Below are 26,302 nucleotides of genomic sequence, written 5' to 3'. Positions count from 1 at the left end.
CAGTAAATCGCTTACAGGTGTTCGATGATGTCTCCGCTGATGCAGCCCATAGAGCAAATTGCCTCGACTGATATTCTCAGTTGCACACCGGAGACCCTGGTTCACGAAGCAGCAGCCATGATGGTGCAAAGCGGCTGTGGCTCCATTGTGGTGTTCTCCGCCACCGGCCAGGCCGTGGGTATCTGGACCGAAACCGATGCCTTGTCGATCGACCTGACCGACGAGGCCTCCCGCTGTCTGCCCATCCGCGATGTCATGAGCACCCCGGTGGTGACCATGCCGCATCACTTGAGCGTGCACGACGTGGTGGGACACTTTCGCAGTAATTGCATCCGTCACGCCCTGGTGGAGAAAAATGGTGAAATCATCGGGCTGGTATCGTTATCCGATGTTGTGCTGTGTCAGGGGACTGAGGCTTTTCTGGGGCTGAAACGGCTGGATGGCATCCAGGCCCGCCCCGCCGTGGTGCTGCAGTCCAGTGACAGCCTGTCGGCAGCGCTGGTCAATATGCGCGAACAGGAGCTGACGGCTATCGGCGTGCAGTTTGCCGATGGCAGCTATGGCATTCTCACCCAGCGCGATGTGGTGGGGTTGGTTGCTTCTGGTCGTGGTCATACCGAACTGGGTGAAATCTGCACCCGCCCGGTGATCGGCGTGTCGGTCAGCACCAGCCTGTTGCAAGCGCGGCGGGTGATCCTGCAGCACCAGATTCGCCATCTGGCGGTATTCGATGCCGAAGAACGGCTGGTGCATATTGTCGGCTTTAAGGAAATCATCCAGAGCATCGAGCACGAATTCCTGCTGGAACTGCACGGGGCGCTGCGCGAAAGGGACGAAGCGCTGATTCAGTCGCGCCAAAGCCTGCTGCTGGCGGACAAGGTATTTGAAGCCACCATGGAAGGCATTGTCATTACTGATGGCAATGGCTTTATCCAGTCGGTCAACCCGGCATTCACCCGCATCACCGGTTACAGTCGCGAAGAGGCCATCGGCAAGACACCGGCGCTGCTCAAATCTGGCAAACAGTCTCCCGAATTTTACGAATACCTGTGGCGTTGCCTGCGTAATGATGGCTCCTGGCAGGGCGAGGTGGTGAACCGCCGCAAGAACGGCCTGCTGTACACCGAACACCTCAGCATTACCGCCATCCGCGACGAGCTTGGTGAGTGCCTGCATTACGTGGCGGTTTTTTCCGATATCACCCAGCGCAAGCAGGCCGAGGAAAGACTGCATTTTCTGGCCAACCATGATGCGCTGACCGGCCTGCCCAACCGCACGCTGTTCATCGAGAAACTGCAATCCGCCGTGGAGCAGGCACGCCAGTACGACCGCCGCTTTGCCTTGCTGTTTATCGATCTTGACCGTTTCAAAATGGTGAACGATACCCTGGGCCACCATGCCGGGGATGAACTGCTGGTACGCATCGCCAGCGAGCTGCAGCGCATTGCCCCCACCCTATCCACCGTGTCCAGGCTGTCTGGCGACGAATTCACCGTACTGCTGGAAAACATCGTCACCGTACAGCAGGTGGCCAGCCGGGCGCAGAGCATTCTGGATGCCATTTCGGCAGAATCCACCGTGGCCGGGCAGGGGGTGTTCATCTCGGCCAGCATCGGTATCAGCATGTTCCCCGAAGATGGCGGCATGGCCGATGCCCTGCTGGTGAATGCCGATACCGCCATGTACCGGGCCAAAGAGCGCGGCAAAAACAATTTCCAGTTCTACACGGCGGATATGAATGCCCGGGCGATCGAGCGGCTGAAAATGGAGTACAGCCTGCACCGTGCACTGGCGCAGGACGAACTGGAGGTGTGGTATCAGCCCAAGGTGGAGCTGTCATCCGGCCGCATTATCGGGGCCGAGGCGCTGCTGCGCTGGCGGCACCCGGACATGGGGCTGATTTCACCCGTGCAGTTTATTCCGATTGCCGAAGAAAGCTCGCTGATTACCAGTATTGGCGAGTGGGTGCTGGACAGCAGCTGCGCCTCTATCCGCCGCTGGCGCGATGCCGGGCTGTTGCAAGGGCGCATTGCCGTGAATGTGTCGGGCAGGCAGCTGAAATACTCCAGCATTGTCGATACCGTAGCCAGCATGCTGGAACGCTATGCCTTGCCCAGCAGCGCGCTGGAGCTGGAAATCACTGAAAGCGTGGCCATGGATGAAGATAGCGGCATGGTGGAAGTATTGCACCGGCTGCAGGCGCTGGGCATCTATCTTTCCATTGACGATTTTGGCACCGGGTATTCCAGCCTGTCCTACCTCAAGCGCTTGCCGGTACGCGGCCTGAAAATCGACCAGAGCTTCATCATGGACCTGCATCAGGACCGTGACGATGCCGCCATCACTCAGGCCATTATTTCGATTGCCCGCAGCCTGGGGCTGGATCTGGTGGCCGAAGGGGTGGAGCTGGACGAGCAGCGCCAGTTTTTGGTGGAGCAAGGTTGCAATTGCGGTCAGGGTTATCTGTTCAGCAAACCGGTTCCCGCCGCTATCTTTGAGGGTCTGCTGCAGGCGCAGCAGGCTTGATGCACACCGCATGATGACGTAGCGGTCAGGCGGCCGCTGCGTTATGCTGGGCAGATGCCCCGTCCATCTGCTAACCGCTGCGCGACAAACACCCAGCACCTCCCTTTGTTCTGGCGTGACCCCGCTTTGCCGTTTCTGGAAATCCGCACCGTACAGGACGGGCGGCAGGTGTGTTATGCCCGCCATTCGCACGAGCATTTTTCCATTGGTGCCATCACCGGTGGCGTCAGCAACTATCTGAGTTTGCAAGATCGTTATCAGGTGGCAAATGGCAGCGTGGTGTTGATGAACCCCGGCGAAGTGCATGCCTGCAACCCGATTGCCAATCAGGCCTGGTCCTACCACATGCTGTATGTGGATACCGCCTGGCTGGCGCAGTTGCAAGTTGAGCTTGGGCTGAGTGCCAATCAGGATTTTCACTGCTTTCGTCCGCGCCTGAGTGAGGATGCCGGCTTGTTCCGCGATCTGGGGCAACTGGTGGCCATTTGCCGGACACCGGACATGGCCACGCTGGGCAAGCAGGAGGCGGCGACCGCCTTTTTCAGTCAGTTGCACACCCGGCTGCAGACCGTGCAGCCCTGCAACGCAGAGCAGCATCGGCGCTTGCAGCGGGTGGCGGACTATATCGATGATCAATACGCCTCAGACCTGCGGCTGGAAGACATCTGCGCCGCATCGTCCTTGTCCGCCTCTTACCTGATCCGCGCCTTCCGTCAGCGTTATCACATGACGCCGCATGAATATCTGCTGGATAGGCGCATCCGGCGCGGCAAGGCACTACTGCGCAGCGGCCAGTCCATCGCCCAGGTCGCCCAGACCCTGGGCTTTGCTGATCAGGCCCACTTTCAGCGCACCTTCAAGCGGCTGGTGGCGGCCACACCCGGCCAGTACAGCCGCAGCAGTGGCTGATTCATCGGCTTCATTCCAACAGCAGATACAGCGCGCTGCTGGCCAGTAGCAAGGCCAGTAGGCGATTGAACATGCGCATGCGCGCCGGCTGGCGCAAATGCTGTTGCAGACGCGCCCCGGCCCAGGCCCAGCAGGCAATCGACAGATAGCAGATGACAAAATAGATGGCGGCAAAGCGCCATACCAGCAGGGCATCGCCATGACTGGCAAACGCCCCCATGCCCGCCAGCGAGGCCAGCCAGGCCTTGGGGTTCAGCCATTGCATCAACGCACCTTGGCGGAATGAAGGGCGTTGGCGGGCATCACCCAGTTCGCCATTGTCACTGGCCAGCTTCCAGGCCAGATACAGCAGGAAGGCCACGCCGGCGTATTGGATTAGCCCGCTGGCCGCTGGCAGCCCGGCCAATAGTTCGGCAAGGCCCAGGCCAGTCAGCAGGAATAAAGCAGTAAAACCGATGGTGGCCCCACTGACATGACGCAGACTGGGTAGAAAACCGTGGCTGGCACCGCAGCCGAAGGCCACGATATTGACCGGACCTGGTGAGATGGAAGCGGCCAGCGCAAAGGCGGCCATGGAGAGTAAAACTTGCATGTCTATCCTCGGAGGGTGGGAACAGTCTTCGAAGATAGGGTGCTGGGCCTGCACGGTATTGAACAAAATCACCCACTTGGCCGGTACCGTTACCCGCTGTGGCTGGCGGGGTTCTGCCGCTTGGGTGAAATTTACCCGCTCTACCAGGTTGCGGGCAGGAGCATGGCAAGAATGGCCAGTAACCAGCACAGGGCTGTTGTCACGAAGAAGCGGACTAACAAGCGGCGTATGCCGTTTTGTCTTTGCTTAAAATCTCGTGCTGGCATGGATTTGCCGAATAAGCCGCTTATTGTGTAATCCACAGCAGTCAGGCTGTTGGCATTGTCCAGTGCTGCCAGTAGTGCTGCATCCAGTTGCAATCTCCAGCAAAACCAGCTTTGCCCTAGCATGGCGGCGACGGCAGCGACCAGCAGCGGCGTTTCTGCATGGCGCAGACTGGCCAGCAATATAAGGCAGGGTGCCGGCCATAGCAGCCAGCGTGTGCTGCGCAAGACAACGGCATGCAGGCGGAGTGTTGGTGCATCAGGCATCATGACGGCTTGCCGGGGTGCAGCAAATATGGAGCCAGTGCCATTGCTGTGGTGACAGCACAACCTTGCGTCCCTGGGCCAGTAATGCTTGTTTGGCCTGTGCCAGATCGGTACAGCGTTCTGTCATCACCAGCCAGGCCATGATCACGGCGGCACTGCGGCTCATGCCCAGTGCACAATGGACAAGTAGCGGGCCGGGGGTGGAACGCCGCAAGGTTTCCAGTTGCGCAACTGCATTTTGCAGGCTGGCATGATCTGGCAAAAGCAAATCCAGCAGGGGGAAATCCAGGTAGCGGGCCGCTGGGTGTGCCTGTCGGCAGTATTCCGCCGCCAGGTCCAGGACGCTGTGAAAGCGTGTTTCACGCGCGGCAATGGCTGGGCCTATCCAGACATTATCTGCAATCAAGCTGGCATCTGAATGTCCGTGCAACAACCGGGCATGAAACTGCCGCATGATCAGCGTCAGCGGCAAAAACAGGCAGCGCGCGGGCAATCTGTGCCGGCCATCGACTTTTTGCCAAACCTTGACGCCGCAGCTGGCATAGCCGAAAGCCAGCAGGGCCAGGCTCAGTGCAGGCCAGAGCAGCAGCCAGTACCAAGCTTGCAGCCAATATGCGGCCAGGGCCAGCGTCAGTGCGCCTAGGGCATAACGCATGCTTAGCTGGCGGCGGTGTGCATGCTCAATGGCAGCCGCCTGGGCATAAGGTGGCAGCGGGATGGGAATGAGGTAGCACACCACGATGCCCAGTGCGAAGCCAGTGGGTACATCGAGAAAATGATGTTGCCAGGTGGTCAGTACTGATACCCCGATCAGTGCGAACCAGCCATGTAGCAGCCAGCGCCAGCGCGGTGGCGTATGCACGGCATAGCGCAGCCACAGCACCGTCAGCAGGCTGATGTGCAGCGAGGGGGCCTGATTGAACGGTTGGTCAAATCCGCTTAGCAAAGTGAATAGCTGGCCTTCCCATCCATGCAGTAGCGGGCGCTCAAAATTGCAGCGTAGCGGATACAGCACAAACAGCAGGCAGGACAGCACGGTAACACTCAGCAGCCGTAGTGCGTGGCGGCGCAATTCGCTGCGGCGGGTACAGAGGAAGAGCGAGAGGCCGTACAGAAGATCGATGCTCCAATAGGGCAGGATAGTCCATGGCCACAGTGGCGTGTAGCGCTCCCAGTCCAGTGCAATATTCCCTACTGCACTGGCTGGCAGGCTGGCGGCGTAGTGATTGGCCATGCCGTACAGCACAAAGAAGGTCGGCCCCAGCAATGCCAGCCACAGCAGGGCTTCTGGCCATAGGTGCCGGTTGGCGGGCAGGTTCATGCCTTGGCCTGCGCCTGTGCTGGCTGCAGTTGGTCCGGTACTGCGGGCAGGCGGCGGGCAATGGCCACGCTGAAGATGCCCCATTCATCGATACACTGGCTGATTTTGTCGAAACCAGCCTCTGCCACCAGTTGATCCATTTCTTCTTGCGTACGCCGTCGCATAACCCAGTTTGTACCACCGCGATGACTGGTCAGCGTGCGTGCGATCATTTCCAGCTGAGGGTGCCAGGGTTGGTTGGTGTAGATCAGATAACCGCCTGGCGGCACGGCGGCGGCAAGACCGGCCAGCGAGTCGCGTATCCCGCCATTGCCAGGAAACAGTTCATACAGGCCGGAGACGATGGCCAGCGTGGGGCGTGGTTGCAGTGCAGCGAGATCGGCAGCATCGAAAGCGTCGCCCTGATCGAAGCGTGCCTTGTCCTGCAAGCCGCGTTGTGCAATCAGCTGGCGTCCGGCAGTCACGTTGATATCGCTGTAGTCACGTAGTTGCAGGTGCTCCACGTGGTCAGCATTGTTCACCAGCGCGTCAAGCACGTAGCGGCCATGGCCGGCAGCGATGTCCACCAGCCGTACCGGCATGCCGGCTTGTTTCAGTTGCGCGATGGCTTGGGAGATCAGTTCCTGCAGGTGCAGTTTGCGTTGCCTAATGCCACGCCAGCCTATGCTGTTCAGATACATGAGGTCGCCGAAGCGGCCCAGTGGGGTGATTCCGGAAGCCTGGTTGCGATAGACATAGTCCAATGTGCTGCCGGAATCGAAACCGGTTTGCCAGCCCAGCCGGATACCATCAGACAGCCGGCCCAGCGTGGCCAGCGTCAGGCGGGTAAGCGCTAAGTTCCAGCGCTTGGGTGACAGCGCAGAGAGTGGTTGCTGAAGCTGGTTGAATTCGTCCGCCGTGTAACCATGCTGGTCTGCAGCCCGCAGGGATGGTTTGGGCACGCCGGCTTCCACCCGCTGAATGAAGGCGCGGATCTTGTCGAAGGCTAAGGCGCGATCGCGTTCGCCCAGGGTGTCGTGGTAAAAGCCGGCTAGTTCGTGGCGTTCCTTGCAGGCGCTGCCCAGGTTTTGAAAAAAGGTTTCCTGGGGTGCCTTGTGCACCACGAAATCAGCTCCGGAAATCAGCAGTTGCGTTGGCACGGTAATCGCACCGGCATCGGCGATGATGCGCTCGGCCGTGTCGTAGAGTGCCAGCAGGATATTGGCCGAAATGGGCCGCGTGATCAGTGGGTCGTTATTGTAGGAGGCAATGCGTGCCGGATCGTGAGTGAGGAATTTGGCCTTCACATAGGAATTGACGAAGAAATTGCCGCGCAGCTTGTGCATCAGGCGCAGGCTAGGGCGGGCGAAAGGCACATAGAGCTTTACCTTGAACGCCGGTGAGGCCAGGATCAGCGCGCGCAGGCGTGGTGCGTAATCATGCACCCAGGCAGCAGCCAATACTGCGCCCACGCTTTGTGCAATGACCACCAGTTCTTCCACCCGCACACCGTGCTCCCGCCGCAGGTGGCAGACAAACTGTTCCAGATCGCGAATCGTGGTGCCAATGCTGGGGCTGAAGCCACGCGGCCCGTCATTGCGGCCATGGCCACGTGCATCCCAGGCGAAAACTTGCGTATCTGGCAGCCCAAGCTCGTCCACCACATGTTGCAGTCGGCCAGAGTGCTCATGACCACGGTGTAGCAGCAGGATGGTGCGCGGTGCTGGCACGTCGGTAATGGCCGGCCAGTGGCGGTAGAACAGCGATTGTCCATCAAAACTGGTGAAGCGAGATTCCAGGGCTTGTCGCATGGCAGATACCTTTCGGTTATCTGGTCAGTTGTTGTTCGGGTCTGGTTCTGCAGGCAAGGTTTTCTGTTTCAACTGCAAAAAGGTGTCGCGAATGTGGGTACGGAAGGCGTCCTTATCCACCTGCCAGCATAGGGAGCGCCCCACGGCGACATCGACGAAGAAGGGCACCGGCAACCACTGACCACGGCCCATGGCCCGGCCAAGGCCGTGCAGATAGACCGGCACGACCGGGATGTCGGGGAAGTCCCGTAGCAGATACCAGATGCCGGATTTGATTTCAGACAGCGCTTCTGGCTCTCCGCGTGTGCCTTCGGGAAACAGCACCAGAATCTCGCCGGCTTCCAGTGCCTGCCGGCAACCTGCCAGCGGGTCACGGCCCGAGCCCACGCCGCCGCGCACCACCGGGATGATGCCCACCACATTGGTGGCGAACCAGGCCATCCAGCGGTTCTTCAGAAAGTAATCCGCAGCAGCGGCTGGGCGTACACGTGGAATCAGCGCCAGTGGAAACAGGCTGTAGAGCGCCAGAATATCCAGATGGCTGTTGTGGTTGGCAATGACGATGGCCGGGCCGGCACTGGGCAGCCGCTCCTGGTGCCGTACCGTCAAACCCAGCCACAGACGCACCACCGGCCTTGCCAGCAGCATGACAAAGAGAATACGCAGCAGATTCTTCATATGGCGCTCAGAAATACAGGTAGTGCACGTAATGGAAGAACAGCGGCGCGGTATAAGTGAGCGAGTCCAGACGGTCCAGAATGCCGCCGTGGCCTGGCAGCAGACGACCGGAATCCTTTACGCCGATGTCGCGCTTCACTGCCGAAATGACAATGTCGCCGATGAAGCCCATCGAGCCGATCAGCAAACCTGCCAGTGCGGCATGGAGCGGACTGAACGGCGTCAGCAGCGGACCGAGCAGCCAGCCGAGCAGGCCGGTGGTGAGTACGCCGCCAAGAAGCCCGGCCAGGGTCTTGTTAGGCGATACCTTGGGCGCAATCTTGCGTTTGCCGAAGGACTTGCCCCACAGGTATTGCGCCACATCGTTCAATTGGGTCAGCGCGACCAGATAAAACAGCATCATCGCCCCCTGCGCCGGTACGCCGATGCCGGTCAGTTGCGGCAGGGTCAGCACCGCCGCCATGTGGCTCAGACAGAACACGCTGATCATCAGCCCCCATTGCAGCGACGCCGCCGCCTTAAGAAAGCCCTGCGTCTCACCGATCAGCACCATGCGCATGGGTACAAACAAGAAGATGTAAACCGGGATAAAGATGATGAACATGCCGTACCAGTGAATACCCAGCCAGTAGTACTGCAGCGGAATGCTCAGATAGGCCCAAAACAGCACCACGTGGTCGGCGGTGCGGGTGGCGCACAGCGTCAGGTATTCCTTGAGCGCCAGGAAGCTGATCAGCGCAAATACCACCAGTGCCAGCGGGACGCTGCCTAGCAAGGTCAGCGAGAAACAGCCGACAATCCACCACCAGGTCTTGATGCGCAGTTTCAGTTCCAGCCAGTTTTTTTCCGGCTTGCGCGCTTCCAGCACGCGGATGGCAACGCTGGCCAGCACCAGCAGGACAAATACGCCGCCAAGTGCCCACAGGAGCGGCGCTGGTAACAACAGCTTAAACATGAAGACCTTCTTTCAGAATGGCGCGGGTGCGATTGAACACAGTCAGTAGCATCAAGAGGGCGGTAAGGCCAAATAGCCAGTCGGCGTAGGCGGCGGCAGTCGGCATCAGGCCCACCAGCAGCGCGAAGGCGCCGTACCAGAAGGCGCGGTCGCTCTTGCCCATCGGCCCGTCGTAACGGCGCGGCGCACCAAGATTTGGTCCAAGTACGCCAACGAATTCGGTCAGCATTGCCAGCAGCACGGCCAGCGCTACCAGTACCGGGTGAGCGCTCAGCACGGCAAAGGGGAGATAGAGCGCGGCGTCGGACACCACATCGCCTACTTCATTGAGAATGCCGCCAAGACGTGATTGCTGACCAAATTCACGCGCCAGCATGCCGTCAATGGCATTCAGCGCCATGCGTAGGAACAGAAACAAGGGCAGCAGCAACCAGGCCAGAGGCTGGGATGAATCCAGCCATAGCCAAAGACCGTAGGCAATGGAAGCCAGCATGGCGGTCAGCGTGACCTGATTGGCGGTGATGCCGGCTTGAACCAGTGAATTCAACAGAGGGCGCAGCAAGTTCTGAAAGCGGGATTTGAGATCGTAAATGCTTGGCATGGAAAGTTGGCCGAAGCGGCAGGGCGCCCGGCACGCAGCAAAATGAAAAAATGATGACAAGGGGATTTTGACAGCCCAAATCACAAGGGGCAAATGATCGCGGTACTTGTGCGGTTATTACTTAGGCCAGCTGTATTGATGCGTCAGTAGCCGGGAGGGCAGCTCAGGGCGTGTTCAGGGGATGAGCCGGGCTTGCTGTCCGGCTAAGCCGTTGAGATAGCCAGAGGTGTGACTGTAAGGGCCGGCGGAGAGAAACTGGAATAGGGATTTATGCCAGGGCAGCCGCGCTTGTCGTCTATTGGCGGGTTTTCGCGGGCAGGCAGCTGGGGCTGGAGGAGATTGAATAAAATCGGTGCGCAAGCAAATAAAAAAGAGATGCCGTAGCATCTCTTTTTTTTGCCAGAGGGCAGGGTGTTACTGCTGGATCTTGGCCTGGGCTTTCAAGTCGCCGACGTATTTCTCGATGCGGCCACCCATGATGCGCTGGGTCAGTTGCGGACGTGCGTCATCCAGCGACGGTACATTGCGCTCGGTGCGCACGTCGTCCAGCTTGATTACGTGCCAGCCAAACTGGGTTTTTACCGGCTTGGCAGTAACCTGGCCCTTGCTCAGCTTGGCCATGGCGTCGGAGAACTCAGGGACAAAAGTGCCAGCTTCCTGCCAGCCCAGATCGCCACCGTTACCCTTGCTGCCCGGATCTTTGGATTTTTCCTTGGCCAGCAGGTCGAAGGCCTTGCCCTTGCGCAGGGATTCGATCACGGCCTTGGCTTCGGCTTCGCTGCCAACCAGAATGTGGCGGGCGTGGTATTGCTTGGTTTCCGGTACGGAAGCCACCAGCTTGTCGTATTCAGCCTTCAGCTGATCGTCGGTTACCGGATTGGCTTTCTGGAAGTCCTTGATCACACGGTTGGCCAGTGCCATGGCTTCCATGTTTTGCAGTTCGGCCTTGAAGTCGGCAGTCTTGTCGATGCCCTTCTTGATGGCTTCCTGACGCAGCACTTCGGCGGTGATCAGTTGATCCTTGACCATGTCCTTGGTCTTGTCGTCGGCAGGCTGACCCTGGGCAGCCATCATCTGTACCACGGCGTCGATACGGGCCGGGGAAATTTCAGTGCCATTCACGGACGGGCCGGCAGCAAAAACGGCGGCGGTACTCAGAGCGGCCAGCAGGGCGCTTGCCAGCAAAGTCTTGCGCATGATGTTGGTTCCTGTTGTTACTGTGTTGTGGAGTTACTGGATTTTCGCCTTGCTGCGCAGATCGTCCACTGCCTTGGCAATGGCTTCTTCCTGCAGCTGACGCTCGATTTGTGGTTTTACTTCAGCCAGCGGCGGCAGTTTGGCGTCGCGGATATCTTCTACCTTGAACACGATCCAGCCCACGCGGGTCTGCATCGGCTTGCTGCTGTACTGGCCTTTTTTCAGATCTTTCAGCAGCTCGGCCAGTTGCGGTTCCATACGTGCCAGGTTGCCCCAGCCCATGTCGCCACCGTTTTGCTTGGCAACCGGATCCAGCGAACGTGCCTTGGCCAAGTCCTCAAACTTGGCGCCCTTTTTCAGGCTGTCGATAATCTTGAGCGCATCGGCTTCGCTGCCCACGGTAATCTGGCGGGCGTGGATGTCCTTGGTGCCGGCAAACTTGCTTTGGGTCTGGTTGTAACGCTCTTGCAGCTGGGCATCGCTGATGGGCAGGTTTTTCAGCAGATCGGCAAACAGCGCTTCGCGCAGCATGTCCTGACGCACTTCATCCATGCGTTTGATGAAGGCCGGCTGCTGGTCCAGCTTGCGGTTCTGGGCTTCCTGCAGGATGACTTCACGGTTGATCAGGGTGTCCTTGACCTGCTGGCGCAGCGCTGGGGAGTCCTGCACATTGCCATTACCGTTCTGCACGACAATGGCAACTGCGTTGTCCAGGTCGGTCTTGTCGATGGCTTTGCCATTGACCATGGCAATGGATTCGGCCATAGCCGGAATGCTGATGGAGGCAGCCAGCAACAGGGCGGCAATATTAGTCATTTTCATTGGCGATTCTTCCTCGGGTCAAAGTTCTTCAGGTGTCAGTGCGCGGATGGCCAGTGCATGCACCCGGGTTTTCATCAGATCGCCCAGCGTGGCATACACCAGACGGTGGCGCGCCACGCTGTTCAGGCCGGCAAAGCGGTTGGAGACAATCAGCACATCGAAATGGCCGCCACCAGAGCGTGCGCCAGCGTGGCCAGCATGGGCGTCGCTGTCATCCTGAATTTCCAGATGCTCCGGTGCCAGCGCCTGCAGGGCTGCCTGCAGCAGGGCGACGGTATCGCTCATGCCGGGAATACCTTGCGGAAGGGCTTGACTTCAACCGCTGCGTAGACGCCAGCGGCGACATAGGGGTCGGCATCGGCCCAGTTGCGGGCTTCTTCCAGGCTGGGAAACTCTGCCACGATCAGGCTGCCGGTAAAGCCGGCACTACCAGGGTCCACGCTGTCGATGGCCGGGCAGGGGCCGGCCAGCAGCAGACGGCCTTGCTCTTGCAAGGCAGCAAGGCGGGCCAGATGTTCCGGACGGGCGGCAAGGCGTTTGTCCAGAGAGCCGGGGTGGTCCTGGCCACTGATGATATACAGCATTATTTCTTTTCCTCGATGTATTTGGACAGGAACAGGCTCTGTGCCACCACAAACACCAGCATCAGGCCCAGGCTGCCAAACAGTTTGAAGCTCAGCCAGATTTCGCGGCTGAAATTAAAAGCCACATACAGGTTGAGTGCGCCCATGCAGGCAAAGAACAGCGCCCAAGCATAGGCCAGCTTGCGCCAGATGAGGGGTGGCAGCTGGATTTGTTCACCCATCAGCAGTTTCAGGCCGTTCTTGCCCATCAGATCGCTAACCAGCAGCGCAATGGCCATCAGCCAGTACAGCACGGTGAATTTCCAGATGATGAACAGGTCATTGTGGGAAATCACGGTAGCCGCACCCAGCACCACGCTGAGCACCAGGTTGATCCATTGCATGGCATCCACCTTGCGGTGCTTGAACCAGGTCCAGGCAAACAGCAGGGCGGTAGCCGCCACCAGAACCTTGGTGGCCAGGAACATGTCGTGCGTGATCAGGTAACTGCCGAAAAACAGGGCTACCGGAAGGAAGTCGGATAAGAATTTCATGCGGCTGATTATGGGGGCAGCCTGCCTGTTATACAAGACAGGACAAGGCTGCTGTCATGCGCTAAATGTTAACGATTGCTTTGCTTGACGACGCTGAGCGCGGTAGCAACCAGGGAACTGACATCGGCTACATTAGCCGGCAGGATGACGGTGTTGTTCTGTTTGGCCAGCTGGGCAAAGGCCGCGACGTATTGCTCCGCCACTTTCAAGTTGACTGCCTCGATACCACCGTCCACTTTGACGGCCTCGGCCACACGGCGCACGGCATCGGCGGTGGCATCGGCCACCAGGCGCAGCGCCTCGGCTTCGCCCTGGGCCTTGTTGATGGCGGCCTGCTTGTTACCTTCCGAGTTATTGATGGTGGCCTGCATTTCACCCTGGGACTTCTGGATGGCAGCTTCACGCGCACCGTTGGCCAGGTTGATCTGCTCCATCTTCACGCCTTCGGACTGGGCAATGCGGGCGCGCTTTTCCCGTTCGGCGGTAATTTGGGCCTGCATTGAATGCAGGATGTCTTGCGGGGGAACCAGGTCCTTGATTTCATAGCGCAGCACCTTCACGCCCCAGTTGATGGCGGCTTCATCCAGCGAGGCCACCACGATCTGGTTGATTTCATCGCGTTCTTCGAAGGTTTTGTCCAGCTCCATCTTGCCGATGACCGAGCGCAGGGTGGTTTGCGACAGTTGGGTGATGGCCAGCAGATAGTCGCTGGTGCCATAGGAGGCACGCTGCGGATCGGTTACCTGGAAGTACAGGATGCCGTCCACCTTCAGCTGGGTGTTATCGCGCGTGATGCAAATCTGGCTGGGTACATCCAGCGGTACTTCTTTCAGGCTGTGCTTGTAGGCGAGGCGGTCGACGAAAGGAATCAGGATGTTCAGCCCCGGCGTCAGCGTGGCGTGATAGCGGCCCAGGCGCTCGACAATGTAGGCATGCTGCTGCGGAACCACCTTGACCGCCTTGATGATGAATACCATCACGGCAATGAACAGGACGATGACGAATTCCATGGTTATCTTGTTTCCGTATGGGTGGAAGAAAGTAGCAGTACGTTTCCGTCGCGGCCTGTGATGTGGGCTGTTTGCCCGACATGCCAAGGACCGTGGCCGGTAAGACAGGCCTGCCACTCGGTACCGCGATAGTGGACGCGAGCCATGCTCTCGTCCTGCAGGGCGATGATGCGAACCGGCTGGCCGATGTCCGGATCGTTAGCATTGCGGGCTGTGCCGCCGTTGCTGGCGCGGCGGCCACGCCAGCGGGCAACACCGGCTACCCCGGCAATGCCGCTCAGGCTGGCCAGCCACCAGCTGGTGGCTTCGTCCGCGCCCAGCAGGCTGGCAACGCCGCCTACGGCCAGTGCCAATGCCAGCATCAGCAGGTAAAAAGTGCCGGTCATGAATTCAGTCACCAGCGCCAGCAAGGCAGCGATCAGCCACATGGTATGAGTCAAGGTTAAACCGCTTTCATGACGAAAGATTAGGCATTCTCATGCCGAAATGCGCCCAAGACAACTGCTTTCAGCAATGATCCCGGTCCGGAAGGGTGCTCAGTAGTACGGCAGCTTGTGCTGGATCAAGCCAGAATTTGTCCAGCGCCAGCCACAGTGCCTCAGCCAGCAATGTCAGGGAAATCAGCAGCAGGGTCATGATTTAGTCTCCTGGCCAGGAATCAGGATCACGGCGTACGCCGGCAGCAAAGCGCGTTACCATGCAGGCAATACTGTTAACTAAGACTTCAGGACAAGTATAAATGTTTCAATTGGCAGCCCCGGTTGCTGCAGAAATCGACATCAAAAAGAGCCGTTTTCTAGCCCACATTTACCCCGTTGAGCGGCGCGAACAAGCCATGCAGCATCTGGCCGACTTGCGTGCCAGCTATCCTGATGCACGGCATTACTGCACGGTGCTGCTGGTGGATGGCGACTCCATGCTGGATGATGACGGCGAGCCATCCGGTACCGCCGCCCGGCCCATGTATAACGTGTTGATGCACAAGGAATTGCACAATGTGCTGGCGGTGGTGGTACGTTATTTTGGTGGGGTGAAGCTGGGTGCTGGCGGCCTGGTGCGGGCCTATACCCAGGCAGTGAACGAGGCGTTGCAGCAAGCGCAGCTGTTGCCGGTAGTAAAGATGCAGCAGTGCCGCGCCCGCATGGCATTTGCCGACGAGTCTCGTTTTCGCCGGCATTGCGAGGTTTTGCAGATTACGGTGACACAGGCCAGCTATGCCGAACAGGTGGAATTGACCTTGAGTCTGCCTGCCCTCGCGTGCAAGACCTTGCAAATGCGCTTGCATGATCTGCTGGCCGGTGAGGTATATTTCATGACGCATGAGAATTGAGCCTGTCGCCCTGATGCACGGGGGCGACGGATAATCGCAGGATCTGGCGGAACGGAATCTTGTTTACGGGGAGAAATGAATGTCGCAGCAGCAATATCGTTTGGTGACGCGCAGTGATTTTGATGGCCTGGTGTGTGCCGTTCTGTTGAATGAGCTTGGCATGGTAAACGACATCAAGTTCGTTCACCCCAAGGACATGCAGGACGGGAAAATCGAAATTACCGAGCGGGACATCACCACCAATCTGCCGTATGTGCCTGGTGCCTACCTGGCGTTCGACCATCATCTGTCTGAAACCCTGCGTAACGGGCAGCATGCCAACCACATCATCGACCCGGCCGCACCATCCGCTGCTCGTGTGGTATACGACCACTTTGGTGGCAAACAGGCTTTTCCCCGCATCAGCGATGAGATGATGGACGCGGTGGACAAGGCCGACTCCGCCCAGTTCAGCCGCGATGAAATCCTCAATCCCACTGGTTGGGTGCTGCTCAACTACCTGATGGATGCCCGCACCGGGCTGGGCCGTTTCCGCAGTTTCACCGTCAGCAATTATCAGTTGATGATGGATCTGATCGGCTACTGCCGGGATCACACCATCGAACAGATCCTGGCCTTGCCGGATGTGAAGGAACGGGTGGAACTGTACATGCAGTATCAGGATCAGGCACGCGAGCAGATTGAACGCTGTGCCAAGGTGCATGGCAATCTGGTGCTGCTGAACCTGCTGTTGGAAGAAACCATCTGCCCGGCCAACCGCTTCCTGGTGTATGCCATGTACCCGCAGTGCAATATTTCCATTCACATGATGTGGGGCCTGAACAAGCAGAACATCGTGTTTGCCACCGGCAAATCCATCATCGACCGCAGCTGCCGTACCAATGTGGGGGCGCTGATGCTGCAATACGGCGGTGGTGGCCATGAAGCCGCCGGGACTTGCCAGGTCAGCGTTGATCAGTATGAAGACATTCGTGACGAGCTGATTTCGCGTATTCGCGCGCAGGGTTGAGGTCGCTCCTGCCATGAAAAAGCCGCCATATTGGCGGCTTTTTTCTATCTGGGATGGCTTGCCATTACAGCGTCTTGAGTATCTCCAGTGCCTGGTGCAGATCCTCGCATACCGCCAGCGCAGCGGTGGTTTGATGTGCTTCTGGCTTGACCATATCCGGCACCAGAATCACCCGCATGCCGGCAGCCAGACCGGCCTGCATGCCGGTCAGCGAGTCCTCCAGCACCACGCAGTGTTGTGGCGCGATCTGCAGTCTGGCAGCGGCAGCCAGATAGACATCGGGGGCGGGCTTGGTGTTGGCCACTTCATCACCGGCAACGGTGTGGTGGAAATAAGGGCCAAGGCCGCTGCGCCGCAGTTTCAGGTCGCACATCTGGCGCTGGGTGGAGGTGGCCACGGCGCGGGGCAGGGCGTTACCTTCTACCCAGTCCAGTACCTCGATAATGCCGTCCTTGAGCTTGAGTTCGCCGTTGGTCAACAGCTCGCGATAGTGGCGACGGCAATGCTGGCTGAGTGTTTCTGCCAGCGTGCGGTCCTGAAAGTGCGCGGCCACATAGTCCAGGCTTTTGGTGACCGACAGGCCCACCATGCCCAGGATGACCGCTTCGGGAATCTCTACCCCGACTTCGGCAGCAGCGCGCAGCCAGGACTGACCGCTGATGCTCTCGGTATCGATCATCAGTCCATCCATATCAAACAGGATGGCTTGCATGCTTGGTTTCATTGATTTGCTTTCCTCCGGCGTGTCAGCCTAATGCGGCAGGCGGCTGCCTGCAAGGGTAATGACTCTGGTATAGTGGTTGATCACCAAGCAATCGGGGGGTCTGTGTGCAGTCTGTGCTGGTAGCGAATCCCAAGGGCGGGAGCGGCAAGTCGACTCTAGCCACCAATCTGGCTGGTTACTTTGCCAGTTCCGGTCGTAATGTCATGCTGGGCGACGTGGATCGTCAGCAATCCTCCCTGCGCTGGTTGCAGCAGCGCGCAGACAGCCTGCCGCGCATTCAGGGCTGGGAAGTGGCAGCCGGTGCACCGGCCAAGCCGCCCAAGGGCACCGAGGTGGTGATTCTGGACAGCGGTGCCGGTTTGCATGGCAAGAAAATGGCAGCGCTGGTGTCCCGTGTTGAGCGCATCCTGATACCGATTCAACCTTCCCCTTTCGACATGTGGGCCAGTGGCGAGTTTTTCGAGCAATTGCTGGCGGAAAAAGCCATTCGCAAGAACAAGGTATTCATGGCAGTGGTGGGCATGCGGGTGGATCCGCGTACCCGCTCGGCCAAAGAGCTGGAGCGTTTTCTGGCGGATCACGATGTGCCGGTACTCAGCTGGCTGCGGGACACCCAGTTATACGTCCAGGCGGCGGCATCGGGCATGACCTTGTTTGACTTGCCGGAGTCGCGCACCAAGAAAGACCGTGAAGCGTGGCAGCCCATCCTGAGTTGGCTGGGCGAGCAGGATGAGCCTTGCTGGTTTGATAAATAAATCTTCATGCGAAGCATCCATTGCTTGACGTGAAGATATTGGCGGCGTAGAGTCAGCCGGTAATTGCGTGCGAGCCAACAGAATGGCGGCGCAGGAGAATCCGTAAGCGGGAGCCCATGTGGCTCCCGCTTTTTATTGGGGCCCCTGCATTTTTATCGTCTACCGCCTGAAGGGAATACTTGCATGATGAATACCGAACTGAACTATGGCGACGTGTACCTCGTCCCGAGAAAAACCATTGTCGACAGCCGCAAGGAATGCGACACCTCGGTTCAATTCGGGCCGCGCCGCTTTGACATGCCCATCTACCCCTCCAATATGAAATCGGTGGTAGACGAGGAAACCTGCGAAGCCTTTGCTCGCCTGGGCTGGTTCTACACCATGCACCGCTTCAATGTGGATGCCTGCCGCTTTACCGCAGCCATGCAGGAAAAGGGCCTGTTTGCCTCCATCAGTGTCGGCGTCAACGACGACACCCTGCAACAGCTGGCCGAGTTGAAAGCCGCTGGCCTCACCCCTGAATACATTACCCTGGATGTGGCCAATGCCTGGTGCGTCAAGGCCGAGCGCATGATCAAACACATCAAGGCTAGCTTTCCGGGCAGCTTCCTGATTGGCGGCAATATTGCCACCGCCGAGGCCGCCCGCGACCTGGAAAGCTGGGGCTGCGATGCCATCAAGGCCGGCATTGCCGGTGGCCGGGTATGCATTACCAAGAACAAAACGGGCTTCCATCGCCCCATGATTTCTACCGTGCGCGATTGTGTATCGGCAGTTAGCGTGCCGGTGATTGCCGATGGCGGCATCGTGGAACATGGCGACATGGCCAAGGCGCTGGCCTGCGGTGCCCGCATGATCATGGCCGGTTCGCTGTTTGCCGGTTATGACGAATCGGCGGGAGAGATTGTCGAAATCAACGGCAAGCATTACAAGGAATACTTTGGCAGCGCTTCCCAGTTCAACAAGGGCGCGTACGTCAATGTGGAAGGCAAGAAAATCCTGGTGGAGTACAAGGGCAGCATCGGCAAACTACTGCGTGAACTGAAAGAAGACCTGCAGTCCTCGGTCAGCTATGCCGGTGGCCGTGATCTGGCAGCACTGAAAGCAGTGGAGATGATCCAGGTACCCCGCTAAAACCGGTGGCATCTGCCTGCAGTACAGCAAACAGCCCGCTTGTGCGGGCTTTTTTATTTGGCAGTCTGGTAGTGAGGTGTAGTTTTCTTGTTTTGGGTCATGGACTTTGTTGTTAGAATGTTAATATTAAACATGTTGTTTTAAATAATTAAAACCAACAAAAGAACTCACATCAAATGAAGATCAATCTGCCTGTTACCGCCAACGAGTTGATTGTCGACCCTGTCAATCCCATCGTGACCAAGACCGATGTGAAAGGCAGCATTACCTATGCCAATCGTGCTTTCATTGAGATCAGCGGCTTTAGTGAGGCCGAACTGCTGGGCAAGAACCACAATGTTGTGCGTCACCCGGACATGCCGCCATCCGCCTTTGCCGACTTGTGGGACACGGTAAAAACCGGCAAACCCTGGCGTGGCATTGTCAAGAACCGGGCCAAAAATGGCGATTTCTACTGGGTGGAGGCTTACGTTACCCCCATTACCGAACATGGGCGCATTGTGGGCTATATGTCGGTGCGCTCCCAACCCAAGCGGCAGGATGTAGACGCCGCTGCCGCCTTGTACCGGCAAGTGATGGACAAGCAGGCCAGCCTGCCTTCCACCTTGCAGCGTTATGCGCGGCAGTCCGATGTGTTGAAAGTGGCACCCCTTCTGTGTTTGCTGGGGCTGCTGGTGGCCATGGTGTCGTTCTTTTTGCCGGATTCATTGCAATGGTGGCGTGAGGGCAGTGGCATGGCCGGCTGTCTGCTGGCCCTGGGGGCCGGCATCTGGGCGTGGCGGCGGGTACGATCGGCACTCCAGCTGCTGGATGGACGCTTTCAGGATTTGCAGGAAGGCCGGCTGGATCACGCCACCATGGCACATGAAGGCGGTTTGCTGGGCAAGGTGCTGTCTTCGCTGGAAGGCGTGCGGATTCATTACCGCGCCACCATTGCCGATGTGATGCGGGCCAGTTTTCATACCAAGGAGCAGGCGCATGGCTTGCTGGATGATATGCATGTGCTGGCTGCGCGCTCAGTACAGCAGCGCCAGGGCCTGAACCAGATCAGCCACAATATGGAGTCGCTCAGCCTGGCGGTGCAGGATGTGGTGCGGCTGGCCGAGCATAACCAGCAGGATTCGCGGCATACCCAGCACGTGGCGCGCGAAGGCCGCCAGACCATGGATGCGGCTACCTCAGCCGCCGAACGTGCCGTGGGGGTGGTGTCGCAATCGCGCGGTGCCATGGTGGAGCTGGATGAGGCGATGATCCGTATCCGCAGCATGACCAGCCTGATCCGTGAGATTGCCGACCAGACCAATCTGCTGGCCCTGAATGCGGCCATTGAAGCCGCGCGTGCCGGTGAAATGGGGCGTGGTTTCGCCGTGGTGGCCGACGAGGTACGCAAGCTGGCTGAGCGCACCACCAAAACCACGGATTCGATTGGCGAGATTGTTGAGGAGATCGGCAAGATCACTCACTCAGCCGTCAGCAGCATGGATGCCACAGTGGAAGAGGTGGGTGAGGTCAATGGTCAGATTCGGCTGTCGTCTGGCAATTTGCAGGGCCTGATCGAGGCCGCCGAGCAATCCAGCCAGCAGGCGCAGCAACTGGCGCGGGAAATGGGCAGCAAATCCGACTCCATCAATGTGATGGCCGCTGCGCTTGAGCAACTGAATGCCTTGTCCGAGCAGGATCTTCACACCACGCACTCGATTGGCGAGAGTGCTGGTCGTCTGGCTGAAACCTCGGTGGACCTGGCACAGCTCACCGAAGATTTCAGCAAATGGCAAAAGCGCTGACGCACTGAACATTACCCACGCAATAGCCTGCCCACGGTTAATCCGGGCAGGCTTTTTTCATGCTGGTTCTGTTGTGGTGGCCGGGCGACGGGCTACCCAGATGGCAGTCTCCAGTTGCATGGCAATGTCGTCATGCTGGTTTAAGGTTGTCCAGCGCAACTGCACCACGCCAAAACCGGGCTGGCTGGCGGACGGCTTTTGCCCCAGCACTTCGATTTTGGCACGCAGGGTGTCTCCGGCTCGGGTGGGGCGTGGCCAGCGCATGTCCTTGATGCCCATGCCGATCAAGCCGTTGGCTACGTGTTTCAGCTCGCTGGCTGTGATCAGCCGCATGGTGAGGCTGCTGGTGTGCCAGCCGGATGCCGCCAGGCCGTCGAAAAAGCTGGTCTTGGCGGCCTCGGGGTCGGTATGGAAGGGCTGCGGGTCAAACTGGCTGGCAAAGGCAATGATTTCGTCTTCGCTCAGGGTATGGCTGGCCGTTTCGAATACGCGGCCCGGTGTCAGGTCTTCGTAGTAGAGCATGATGTGACGTTAACGTAAGTTAATGTCTCAGCATACGTGCTTGTTACCTGACGGTCAAAGTCAGCTGCCGGGCATGCTGGCCGGTGCCAACTCAGATGCGCAGGGCGGCAATCAGGTCGCTTTCCAGCGCCAGGGCCATCTTGTCATCCTTCAGTCCGGGGCCGCTGATCAGGAAGGAGTCCTCGGCGCGGCTGCCCAGGGTCATGATCTTGGCCGATTGCACGCTCAGGCGGTAATCGGCCAGCACCTTGGCAATTCGGGCCAGCAGGCCGGGCCGGTCACCGGCCACAATGGACAACACGTAGAAGTTGTCCTTGTCGTCCGGGCGAATCAGCACTTGCGGCGCAATCGGGAAGTGCTTCAGGTGACGGCTGATGCGGCCATTGCTTGGCGGCGGCGGCGGGGTTTCCAGGCGCAGGCATTCGGCCAGTTCAAATTCGATGAAATTGATCATGTCACGGTAATCCCCGTCGTGATGCTCGGGAATAAAGACATGGAAGGTATCCAGCGCGTAGCCGTGGCGCGTGGTGTACACCTTGGCGTCGGCAATGCTGTAGTTGGTGCGGCCAAAGAAGGCGCAGGTACGGGCAAACAGCTCCGGCTTGTCCGGGGTGTATACCAGTACCTGGATGCCCTCATGGTCGTCCGACAGGCGCGCACGCACCATGGGCGTTTCAATATTGACGAAACGGTTGAGAATGCGCGCATGCCAGGCAATTTCCTTGGCCTCGTGGCGCAGGAAGTACAGCATGTCCAGCTGGGACCACAGCTTTTGTTCCACACCGGCAGGCACGGCGTACAGCCGTAGCAGGCTGAGCGCCTGGGTCTTGCGTTCTTCCAGTTCGGAGTTCAGGTCTACCTCGCCGCCGCGCAGCAAAACCCGCAGCGTGGCGTTGTACAGGTCTTCCAGCAGCTTGGCTTTCCAGGCATTCCACACCTTGGGGCTGGTGCCGCGAATGTCGGCCACCGACAGCAGATACAAGGCAGCCAGGCGGCGCGGGGTTTGCGTCAGCTCGGCAAAGCGCTGGATCACATCCGGGTCGTAGATATCCTGCTTCTGCGCAATGCTGGACATGGTGAGATGCTGGCCCACCAGCCACACCACCAGTTCGGTGTCCTCGGCCGACAGCTCGTGTTGTTCGCAAAACTCGCGCGCATCCACCATGCCCAGGGTGGAGTGGTCGCCGCCACGGCCCTTGGCAATGTCATGAAACAGGCCGGCCACGTACAGCACTTCCGGGCGCTCGAAGTCGTTGATCAGCTTCGACAGGAAAGGGTATTCGTGATTGAAGGCGCTGATGGCAAAGCGGCGCAGATTGCGTACCACCATCAGGATATGTTCGTCCACGGTATACACGTGGAACAGGTCGTGCTGCATCTGGCCCACAATGCGGCCAAAGCCCGGCAGATAACGCCCCAGCACGCCGTACAGGTTCATGCGGCGCAGGCAGCGGGTGAGGCCGGGTTCGCGCAGCATCTGCATGAACAGGCGGCGGTTTTCCGGGTTCTTGCGGAAGCGGTCGTTGATGTGGCTGCGGGCATGCCACAAGGCGCGCAGCATGCGTGGCGCAAAACCGGTCAGTTCCGGATTGCGTTGCAGCATGAAAAAAGCCTCCAGAATGGCGGAAGGTTCTTTTTCGAAGACATCAGGCCGGCGAATGCCCAGCATGCCGTTGACCGAGTAAAAGCGCTCGTTCAGGTTTTGCGTGATGCGCGGCACTTGCGAGTAGAGCCGGGCGCGCAGATTGGGTAGCAGAATGCCGTTGAGCTGGCTGACGGTTTTGGCGGCGCGGAAATACAGCTGCATCACTTGCTCGCTGGCGCGCTTGGCCGGTGTGTCTTGCAGGCCGAAGGCCAGGCCCATGCTTTGTTGCAGATCGAAAATCAGCCGGTCTTCGCGGCGGCGTGCCAGGATGTGCAGGTCGATGCGCAGCCGCTGCAACTGTCGGTCGCTGTGGTGGATCAGCCGTGCTTCGGCCTGGGTCAGGATGCCGCGCTGGGCCAGGTCGCTCCAGTTTTCCCCCAGGCCGATGGCCTTGCTGATCCACAGAATGGTGTGCAGATCGCGCAGGCCGCCGGGGCTTTCCTTGATATTGGGTTCCAGATTGTTGGTAACGCCAAAGTGCCGATTGTGGCGCTGCTGCTGTTCCAGCGTCTTGCCTTCGAAGAAGGCGAGCGGATCGCGCTGGCAGTCCAGGCTATGGATCAACTGCTGATAGGGCGTGGCAGCACCGGCAATCAGCCGGTTTTCCAGCAGATTGGTTTCGATGGTGATGTCACCTGCGGCTTCCTGCAGGCATTCTTCGATAGTGCGCACGCTGTGGCCCACTTCCAGGCCGATATCCCACATGCGGCCGATGAGTGCGGCAACACGTTCCGGCAATTCCGGCGGAGTAGGGCTGGGCAGCAGCACCAGCACATCAATGTCCGAGCTGGGAAACAATTGCCCACGGCCATAGCCGCCAACGGCAATCAGGGTGGCACGCTCACCCATGTCGGCTTGTTGCCACAATTGCTGCAGCACGCTGTCCACCAGCAGACTGTGCTGGCCCAGATAGTGCTGGGGGTCACGCCCGACCCGATATTGTTCAACCAGCTGCTGGCGCTGGCTGGCCAGTTGTTTGCGCAGGTCTTGCGTCGGGTCGCTAGCGTGTTGGTCCATGTCAGCGTCTTTCCTGTTTCAGGATGATGGCGATGCCGGCAAACAGGAACATCAATGTCGGTACCGTAGCGGAAATGATCGGGTTCCAGCTGTACAGCAAGCCCAGGTGGCCGAACAGGCGGTTGATGAAGTGGAAACCCACCCCCAGGCAAATGCCGGAAAACAGTCGCACGCCCAACTGGCCGTGACGGCGCTGCTGCGGGGTAAACGCCAGTGCCACCAGCGCCATGGATACACAGGCCAGCGGGTAGAACAGCTTGCTCCACAGCGCAATATCGTAACGCTGCGTTTGCTGCTTGTTGGCGCTCAGGTGTTCGATGTACTTGATCAGGTTCATGGCTGACATCTGTTCCGGCACCACCAGCAGCACATTCAGGATGTCCGGCTCAACAATGGAGGTCCACTGCGCCAGCGCTACTGACTTGCTTTCCACGTGGTCCGGGAACAGGCGGGTTTCCACCACATTGTGCAATTGCCATACGTGGGCAGCACGCTGGTAGTTGCCGCGCTCGGCATAGCGGGTGGTAATCAGCTGGTAGTTGTCGTCATAGGTATAGATGCGCACGCCCAGCAAGGTGGTGTCCGGCAGCATCTCGTGCACATTGATGAAGTTGTTGTTGTCCTTCACCCAGATGCCAGAGCGAAACTCCTGCGCCACCATGGAGCGCATTGCCGACAGCTTCATGCGCTCGGCCTGCTGTAGAGAGTAGGGGCTGATGAACTCACCCAGCGCCGTGGTCAGCAGGGCAAAACCCAGGCCAAACAGCAGCAGGGTACGGGCGATCTGGCCCAGCGTGATGCCACAGGTGCGGATGACGGTGTATTCACTGGAGCTGGCCAGTTGGGTCATGGCCACCATGCCGCCAATCAGCACGGCCAGCGGCATCAGCTCATAGGCATGGCCAGGTGCCTGCAGGGCAATGTAGCTCAGCATCTTGGTGATGGTGTAGTTGCCGTGGTTCAGGTCTGGCACTTCGTGAATGATATCGAAGAAACCATACAGGCCCAGCAAGGCTGCCAGGGTAAACAGCGTAGACTGGGTCAGCGCGCTGATGATGTAGCGATAAATCAGTTTCATCGGGTTCAGTGCTTGTGCAGGAAGTATTTCAGGGTCTGGCCCACCGAACTGGCCGGGCGGTCTCGGTATTTCAGCAGCAGAACGGCAATGATCAGCACAATGACATGCACCGCCAGAATACTGGCCATGCCTACCTTGCCCTGCGTGATCCAGTTGCGTACCAGCGTAAGGCTGTTTTGATACAGGAAGAAGCCCAGCAAGGCCACTACCAGGTTGTAGGCATGGCCGCTGCGCGGATTGTAGTACGACAGTGGAATGGCAAGCAGCGCCAGCACCAGGCAGCTCAGCGGCATGGATAGCCGCCAAACCAGCTCTGAGCGGAAGGCCGGGTCGCTACTGCCTATCAGCGTACTGGTGCTTTGCGCCTGGCGATTGTTTGGCGCAGCCGCCAGCTTCTGGTTGGTGCCAATCAGCACACTGTAGCGTTTGAAACTGCCCACTTCATAATTGGACTGGCCTGGCTCACCCACATAACGCCGGCCATCTTCCAGTACCAGCACGCGTTCGTTGTCATTATTGACGGTAATGTAGCCGCGCTGGGCGAAAATGCTGGAAACCTTGCCTTCGCTGAGGTCCTGCATGAAGATGCGCGTGGCAGCACCATGCTGGCCACCATAGCTTTCGATGAAGTAAACCTTGCTGCCCGAACCGGTTTCCTTGAACACACCAGGAGCGATGGCGCTGATTTCCTCACGCCGCTTGAGAATTTCGGCATATACCTGGCTGCGCTCTTCTGCCCACGGGGCAATGAACAGCGACACAATGCCCACCAGCAGGGCCAGCGGGATGGTAAAGCGCATGACCGGCCATATCCAGTCACGCAGCGACAGGCCGGATGACAACCATACCGCCATTTCGTGATCACGCCAGATACGGGTCATCACCACCAGTACGGTGACGAATACGGTGAGAATCATCAGCAGGGGAAACAGGCCCAGCGCCCAGAAACCGATCAGCGCGGTAACTGCCTCGTTGGCAATCTGCCCTTCGGCCGCACGGCCTAGCAGGTTGATGGCCTGGGTGGAGAGAATGATGGCCAGCAGGACGACAAAAACGCCCAGGGCGGTAAAAGTCAATTCTCGGGTCAGGCTTTTACGAAAAACCATTTATCAGTGCCTTTTTGACTTTTTATGACTTGCGTAGTGATAATTTGATTTGATAACTCTGAAACGCCGTTTCCGGCAAATTTCGGGATGGACGCAGCTTCTGTCTTCGCCTGCTACAGGCAGGGCTTTCCGGCACGCCAGGCACTGCTG

Annotated in this window: 27 protein-coding genes; 7 read left to right on the top strand and 20 right to left on the bottom strand. The window is 58.7% G+C overall.

The genetic code is table 11. The features are described from left to right. Positions 1-24: 24 nt before the first annotated feature. A complete protein-coding gene (locus ACODR9_RS02945; RefSeq protein ID WP_488807515.1) occupies positions 25-2,526 on the top strand; it encodes an EAL domain-containing protein in 2,502 nt (833 codons plus the stop codon). Positions 2,527-2,631: 105 nt separating this feature from the next. Then, entirely contained in the window at positions 2,632-3,435 is an 804-nt protein-coding gene (locus ACODR9_RS02940) for an AraC family transcriptional regulator (RefSeq protein WP_488807514.1), read from the top strand. 10 nt (positions 3,436-3,445) lie between these two features. On the opposite strand, the gene ACODR9_RS02935 is transcribed toward ACODR9_RS02940, so the two are convergent. The 15 genes from ACODR9_RS02935 to ACODR9_RS02865 all read right to left on the bottom strand — a co-directional run bounded on the left by ACODR9_RS02935 (position 3,446) and on the right by ACODR9_RS02865 (position 14,684). Beyond that, positions 3,446-4,027 (bottom strand): LysE family translocator, encoded by a 582-nt coding sequence (locus ACODR9_RS02935; RefSeq protein ID WP_488807513.1) that lies wholly within the window; start codon positions 4,025-4,027, stop codon positions 3,446-3,448. Positions 4,028-4,167: 140 nt separating this feature from the next. Further along, positions 4,168-4,560, bottom strand: coding sequence for a hypothetical protein (locus ACODR9_RS02930; RefSeq protein WP_488807512.1), 393 nt, complete (start codon positions 4,558-4,560; stop codon positions 4,168-4,170). Next, on the bottom strand, positions 4,550-5,878 hold the full coding sequence (locus ACODR9_RS02925) for a phosphatase PAP2/dual specificity phosphatase family protein (RefSeq protein WP_488807511.1): 1,329 nt from the start codon (positions 5,876-5,878) through the stop codon (positions 4,550-4,552). The genes ACODR9_RS02930 and ACODR9_RS02925 overlap by 11 nt, the downstream gene beginning before the upstream one ends. Continuing rightward, positions 5,875-7,668 carry a bifunctional alpha/beta hydrolase/class I SAM-dependent methyltransferase gene (locus ACODR9_RS02920; RefSeq protein ID WP_488807510.1) on the bottom strand — a complete coding sequence of 598 codons (1,794 nt, stop codon included), beginning with the start codon at positions 7,666-7,668 and terminating at the stop codon, positions 5,875-5,877. The genes ACODR9_RS02925 and ACODR9_RS02920 overlap by 4 nt, the downstream gene beginning before the upstream one ends. A 24-nt stretch (positions 7,669-7,692) precedes the next feature. After that, a complete protein-coding gene (locus ACODR9_RS02915) occupies positions 7,693-8,346 on the bottom strand; it encodes a lysophospholipid acyltransferase family protein (RefSeq protein ID WP_488807509.1) in 654 nt (217 codons plus the stop codon). 7 nt (positions 8,347-8,353) lie between these two features. After that, positions 8,354-9,301 (bottom strand): phosphatidate cytidylyltransferase, encoded by a 948-nt coding sequence (locus tag ACODR9_RS02910; protein WP_488807508.1) that lies wholly within the window; start codon positions 9,299-9,301, stop codon positions 8,354-8,356. Next, a complete protein-coding gene (locus ACODR9_RS02905; protein ID WP_488807507.1) occupies positions 9,294-9,902 on the bottom strand; it encodes a CDP-alcohol phosphatidyltransferase family protein in 609 nt (202 codons plus the stop codon). The genes ACODR9_RS02910 and ACODR9_RS02905 overlap by 8 nt, the downstream gene beginning before the upstream one ends. A gap of 414 nt (positions 9,903-10,316) precedes the next feature. Continuing rightward, complete coding sequence (locus ACODR9_RS02900; RefSeq protein WP_488807506.1) at positions 10,317-11,099, bottom strand: peptidylprolyl isomerase; 783 nt, start codon at positions 11,097-11,099, stop codon at positions 10,317-10,319. 33 nt (positions 11,100-11,132) lie between these two features. Then, on the bottom strand, positions 11,133-11,921 hold the full coding sequence (locus ACODR9_RS02895) for a peptidylprolyl isomerase (protein ID WP_488807505.1): 789 nt from the start codon (positions 11,919-11,921) through the stop codon (positions 11,133-11,135). A gap of 18 nt (positions 11,922-11,939) precedes the next feature. Continuing rightward, positions 11,940-12,206, bottom strand: a complete 267-nt coding sequence (locus tag ACODR9_RS02890) for a BolA family protein (protein ID WP_488807504.1) — start codon at positions 12,204-12,206, stop codon at positions 11,940-11,942. After that, the gene (locus ACODR9_RS02885) at positions 12,203-12,505 is read right to left on the bottom strand and encodes a YciI family protein (RefSeq protein ID WP_488807503.1); all 303 of its coding nucleotides are present in this window, start codon (positions 12,503-12,505) and stop codon (positions 12,203-12,205) included. Before ACODR9_RS02885 ends, ACODR9_RS02890 begins: the two co-directional genes overlap by 4 nt. Continuing rightward, complete coding sequence (locus ACODR9_RS02880) at positions 12,505-13,038, bottom strand: septation protein A (protein ID WP_488807502.1); 534 nt, start codon at positions 13,036-13,038, stop codon at positions 12,505-12,507. The genes ACODR9_RS02885 and ACODR9_RS02880 overlap by 1 nt, the downstream gene beginning before the upstream one ends. 68 nt (positions 13,039-13,106) lie before the next feature. Beyond that, a complete protein-coding gene (locus tag ACODR9_RS02875; RefSeq protein ID WP_287877333.1) occupies positions 13,107-14,048 on the bottom strand; it encodes an SPFH domain-containing protein in 942 nt (313 codons plus the stop codon). A gap of 2 nt (positions 14,049-14,050) precedes the next feature. Continuing rightward, complete coding sequence (locus ACODR9_RS02870; protein WP_488807501.1) at positions 14,051-14,476, bottom strand: NfeD family protein; 426 nt, start codon at positions 14,474-14,476, stop codon at positions 14,051-14,053. A gap of 79 nt (positions 14,477-14,555) precedes the next feature. Beyond that, positions 14,556-14,684: a hypothetical protein gene (locus tag ACODR9_RS02865; protein WP_488807500.1), complete on the bottom strand. Its 129-nt coding sequence runs from the start codon at positions 14,682-14,684 to the stop codon at positions 14,556-14,558. Positions 14,685-14,787: 103 nt separating this feature from the next. Between ACODR9_RS02865 and ACODR9_RS02860 the strand changes: the two genes are divergently transcribed. After that, positions 14,788-15,378 (top strand): IMPACT family protein, encoded by a 591-nt coding sequence (locus ACODR9_RS02860; protein ID WP_488807499.1) that lies wholly within the window; start codon positions 14,788-14,790, stop codon positions 15,376-15,378. 79 nt (positions 15,379-15,457) lie between these two features. After that, complete coding sequence (locus ACODR9_RS02855) at positions 15,458-16,387, top strand: exopolyphosphatase (protein WP_488807498.1); 930 nt, start codon at positions 15,458-15,460, stop codon at positions 16,385-16,387. A 64-nt stretch (positions 16,388-16,451) separates the two neighbouring features. On the opposite strand, the gene ACODR9_RS02850 is transcribed toward ACODR9_RS02855, so the two are convergent. Continuing rightward, positions 16,452-17,111 (bottom strand): HAD family hydrolase, encoded by a 660-nt coding sequence (locus tag ACODR9_RS02850; protein ID WP_488807497.1) that lies wholly within the window; start codon positions 17,109-17,111, stop codon positions 16,452-16,454. 104 nt (positions 17,112-17,215) lie between these two features. On the opposite strand from ACODR9_RS02850, the gene ACODR9_RS02845 reads away from it, so the two are divergent. From ACODR9_RS02845 to ACODR9_RS02835, 3 genes are all read left to right on the top strand, one after another. Beyond that, positions 17,216-17,866 carry a nucleotide-binding protein gene (locus ACODR9_RS02845; RefSeq protein ID WP_488807496.1) on the top strand — a complete coding sequence of 217 codons (651 nt, stop codon included), beginning with the start codon at positions 17,216-17,218 and terminating at the stop codon, positions 17,864-17,866. Positions 17,867-18,049: 183 nt separating this feature from the next. After that, complete coding sequence (locus ACODR9_RS02840) at positions 18,050-19,000, top strand: GMP reductase (protein ID WP_488807495.1); 951 nt, start codon at positions 18,050-18,052, stop codon at positions 18,998-19,000. A 176-nt stretch (positions 19,001-19,176) separates the two neighbouring features. Continuing rightward, positions 19,177-20,784, top strand: coding sequence for a methyl-accepting chemotaxis protein (locus ACODR9_RS02835; RefSeq protein ID WP_488807494.1), 1,608 nt, complete (start codon positions 19,177-19,179; stop codon positions 20,782-20,784). 57 nt (positions 20,785-20,841) lie between these two features. Here the strand turns inward: ACODR9_RS02835 and ACODR9_RS02830 are convergent, their stop codons facing one another. The 4 genes from ACODR9_RS02830 to lptF form a co-directional block, all read right to left on the bottom strand. Beyond that, positions 20,842-21,306, bottom strand: a complete 465-nt coding sequence (locus tag ACODR9_RS02830) for a MaoC family dehydratase (protein WP_488807493.1) — start codon at positions 21,304-21,306, stop codon at positions 20,842-20,844. A gap of 91 nt (positions 21,307-21,397) precedes the next feature. Beyond that, positions 21,398-23,968, bottom strand: a complete 2,571-nt coding sequence (locus ACODR9_RS02825) for a [protein-PII] uridylyltransferase (RefSeq protein WP_488807492.1) — start codon at positions 23,966-23,968, stop codon at positions 21,398-21,400. A 1-nt stretch (position 23,969) separates the two neighbouring features. Continuing rightward, positions 23,970-25,046 (bottom strand): LPS export ABC transporter permease LptG, encoded by a 1,077-nt coding sequence (lptG, locus tag ACODR9_RS02820; protein ID WP_488807491.1) that lies wholly within the window; start codon positions 25,044-25,046, stop codon positions 23,970-23,972. Between the two features lie 5 nt (positions 25,047-25,051). Then, positions 25,052-26,152, bottom strand: coding sequence for an LPS export ABC transporter permease LptF (gene lptF, locus ACODR9_RS02815; RefSeq protein ID WP_488807490.1), 1,101 nt, complete (start codon positions 26,150-26,152; stop codon positions 25,052-25,054). Between the last annotated feature and the right edge of the window lie 150 nt (positions 26,153-26,302).

The sequence above is a fragment of the Aquitalea sp. FG25 genome (assembly GCF_057809375.1).
This window is presented reverse-complemented; position numbering and strand designations above follow the sequence as displayed.

What these genes read in the sequence shown, in the direction of transcription:
- ACODR9_RS02945 (WP_488807515.1), top strand. Translation starts at nt 25, where the DNA reads ATGATGTCTCCGCTGATGCAGCCCATAGAGCAAATTGCCTCGACTGAT.
- ACODR9_RS02935 (WP_488807513.1), bottom strand. Translation starts at nt 4,027, where the DNA reads ATGCAAGTTTTACTCTCCATGGCCGCCTTTGCGCTGGCCGCTTCCATC.
- ACODR9_RS02930 (WP_488807512.1), bottom strand. Translation starts at nt 4,560, where the DNA reads ATGATGCCTGATGCACCAACACTCCGCCTGCATGCCGTTGTCTTGCGC.
- ACODR9_RS02925 (WP_488807511.1), bottom strand. Translation starts at nt 5,878, where the DNA reads ATGAACCTGCCCGCCAACCGGCACCTATGGCCAGAAGCCCTGCTGTGG.
- ACODR9_RS02920 (WP_488807510.1), bottom strand. Translation starts at nt 7,668, where the DNA reads ATGCGACAAGCCCTGGAATCTCGCTTCACCAGTTTTGATGGACAATCG.
- ACODR9_RS02915 (WP_488807509.1), bottom strand. Translation starts at nt 8,346, where the DNA reads ATGAAGAATCTGCTGCGTATTCTCTTTGTCATGCTGCTGGCAAGGCCG.
- ACODR9_RS02910 (WP_488807508.1), bottom strand. Translation starts at nt 9,301, where the DNA reads ATGTTTAAGCTGTTGTTACCAGCGCCGCTCCTGTGGGCACTTGGCGGC.
- ACODR9_RS02905 (WP_488807507.1), bottom strand. Translation starts at nt 9,902, where the DNA reads ATGCCAAGCATTTACGATCTCAAATCCCGCTTTCAGAACTTGCTGCGC.
- ACODR9_RS02900 (WP_488807506.1), bottom strand. Translation starts at nt 11,099, where the DNA reads ATGCGCAAGACTTTGCTGGCAAGCGCCCTGCTGGCCGCTCTGAGTACC.
- ACODR9_RS02895 (WP_488807505.1), bottom strand. Translation starts at nt 11,921, where the DNA reads ATGAAAATGACTAATATTGCCGCCCTGTTGCTGGCTGCCTCCATCAGC.
- ACODR9_RS02890 (WP_488807504.1), bottom strand. Translation starts at nt 12,206, where the DNA reads ATGAGCGATACCGTCGCCCTGCTGCAGGCAGCCCTGCAGGCGCTGGCA.
- ACODR9_RS02885 (WP_488807503.1), bottom strand. Translation starts at nt 12,505, where the DNA reads ATGCTGTATATCATCAGTGGCCAGGACCACCCCGGCTCTCTGGACAAA.
- ACODR9_RS02880 (WP_488807502.1), bottom strand. Translation starts at nt 13,038, where the DNA reads ATGAAATTCTTATCCGACTTCCTTCCGGTAGCCCTGTTTTTCGGCAGT.
- ACODR9_RS02875 (WP_287877333.1), bottom strand. Translation starts at nt 14,048, where the DNA reads ATGGAATTCGTCATCGTCCTGTTCATTGCCGTGATGGTATTCATCATC.
- ACODR9_RS02870 (WP_488807501.1), bottom strand. Translation starts at nt 14,476, where the DNA reads ATGTGGCTGATCGCTGCCTTGCTGGCGCTGGTGACTGAATTCATGACC.
- ACODR9_RS02865 (WP_488807500.1), bottom strand. Translation starts at nt 14,684, where the DNA reads ATGACCCTGCTGCTGATTTCCCTGACATTGCTGGCTGAGGCACTGTGG.
- ACODR9_RS02860 (WP_488807499.1), top strand. Translation starts at nt 14,788, where the DNA reads ATGTTTCAATTGGCAGCCCCGGTTGCTGCAGAAATCGACATCAAAAAG.
- ACODR9_RS02855 (WP_488807498.1), top strand. Translation starts at nt 15,458, where the DNA reads ATGTCGCAGCAGCAATATCGTTTGGTGACGCGCAGTGATTTTGATGGC.
- ACODR9_RS02850 (WP_488807497.1), bottom strand. Translation starts at nt 17,111, where the DNA reads ATGAAACCAAGCATGCAAGCCATCCTGTTTGATATGGATGGACTGATG.
- ACODR9_RS02840 (WP_488807495.1), top strand. Translation starts at nt 18,050, where the DNA reads ATGATGAATACCGAACTGAACTATGGCGACGTGTACCTCGTCCCGAGA.
- ACODR9_RS02835 (WP_488807494.1), top strand. Translation starts at nt 19,177, where the DNA reads ATGAAGATCAATCTGCCTGTTACCGCCAACGAGTTGATTGTCGACCCT.
- ACODR9_RS02830 (WP_488807493.1), bottom strand. Translation starts at nt 21,306, where the DNA reads ATGCTCTACTACGAAGACCTGACACCGGGCCGCGTATTCGAAACGGCC.
- ACODR9_RS02825 (WP_488807492.1), bottom strand. Translation starts at nt 23,968, where the DNA reads ATGGACCAACACGCTAGCGACCCGACGCAAGACCTGCGCAAACAACTG.
- lptG (WP_488807491.1), bottom strand. Translation starts at nt 25,046, where the DNA reads ATGAAACTGATTTATCGCTACATCATCAGCGCGCTGACCCAGTCTACG.
- lptF (WP_488807490.1), bottom strand. Translation starts at nt 26,152, where the DNA reads ATGGTTTTTCGTAAAAGCCTGACCCGAGAATTGACTTTTACCGCCCTG.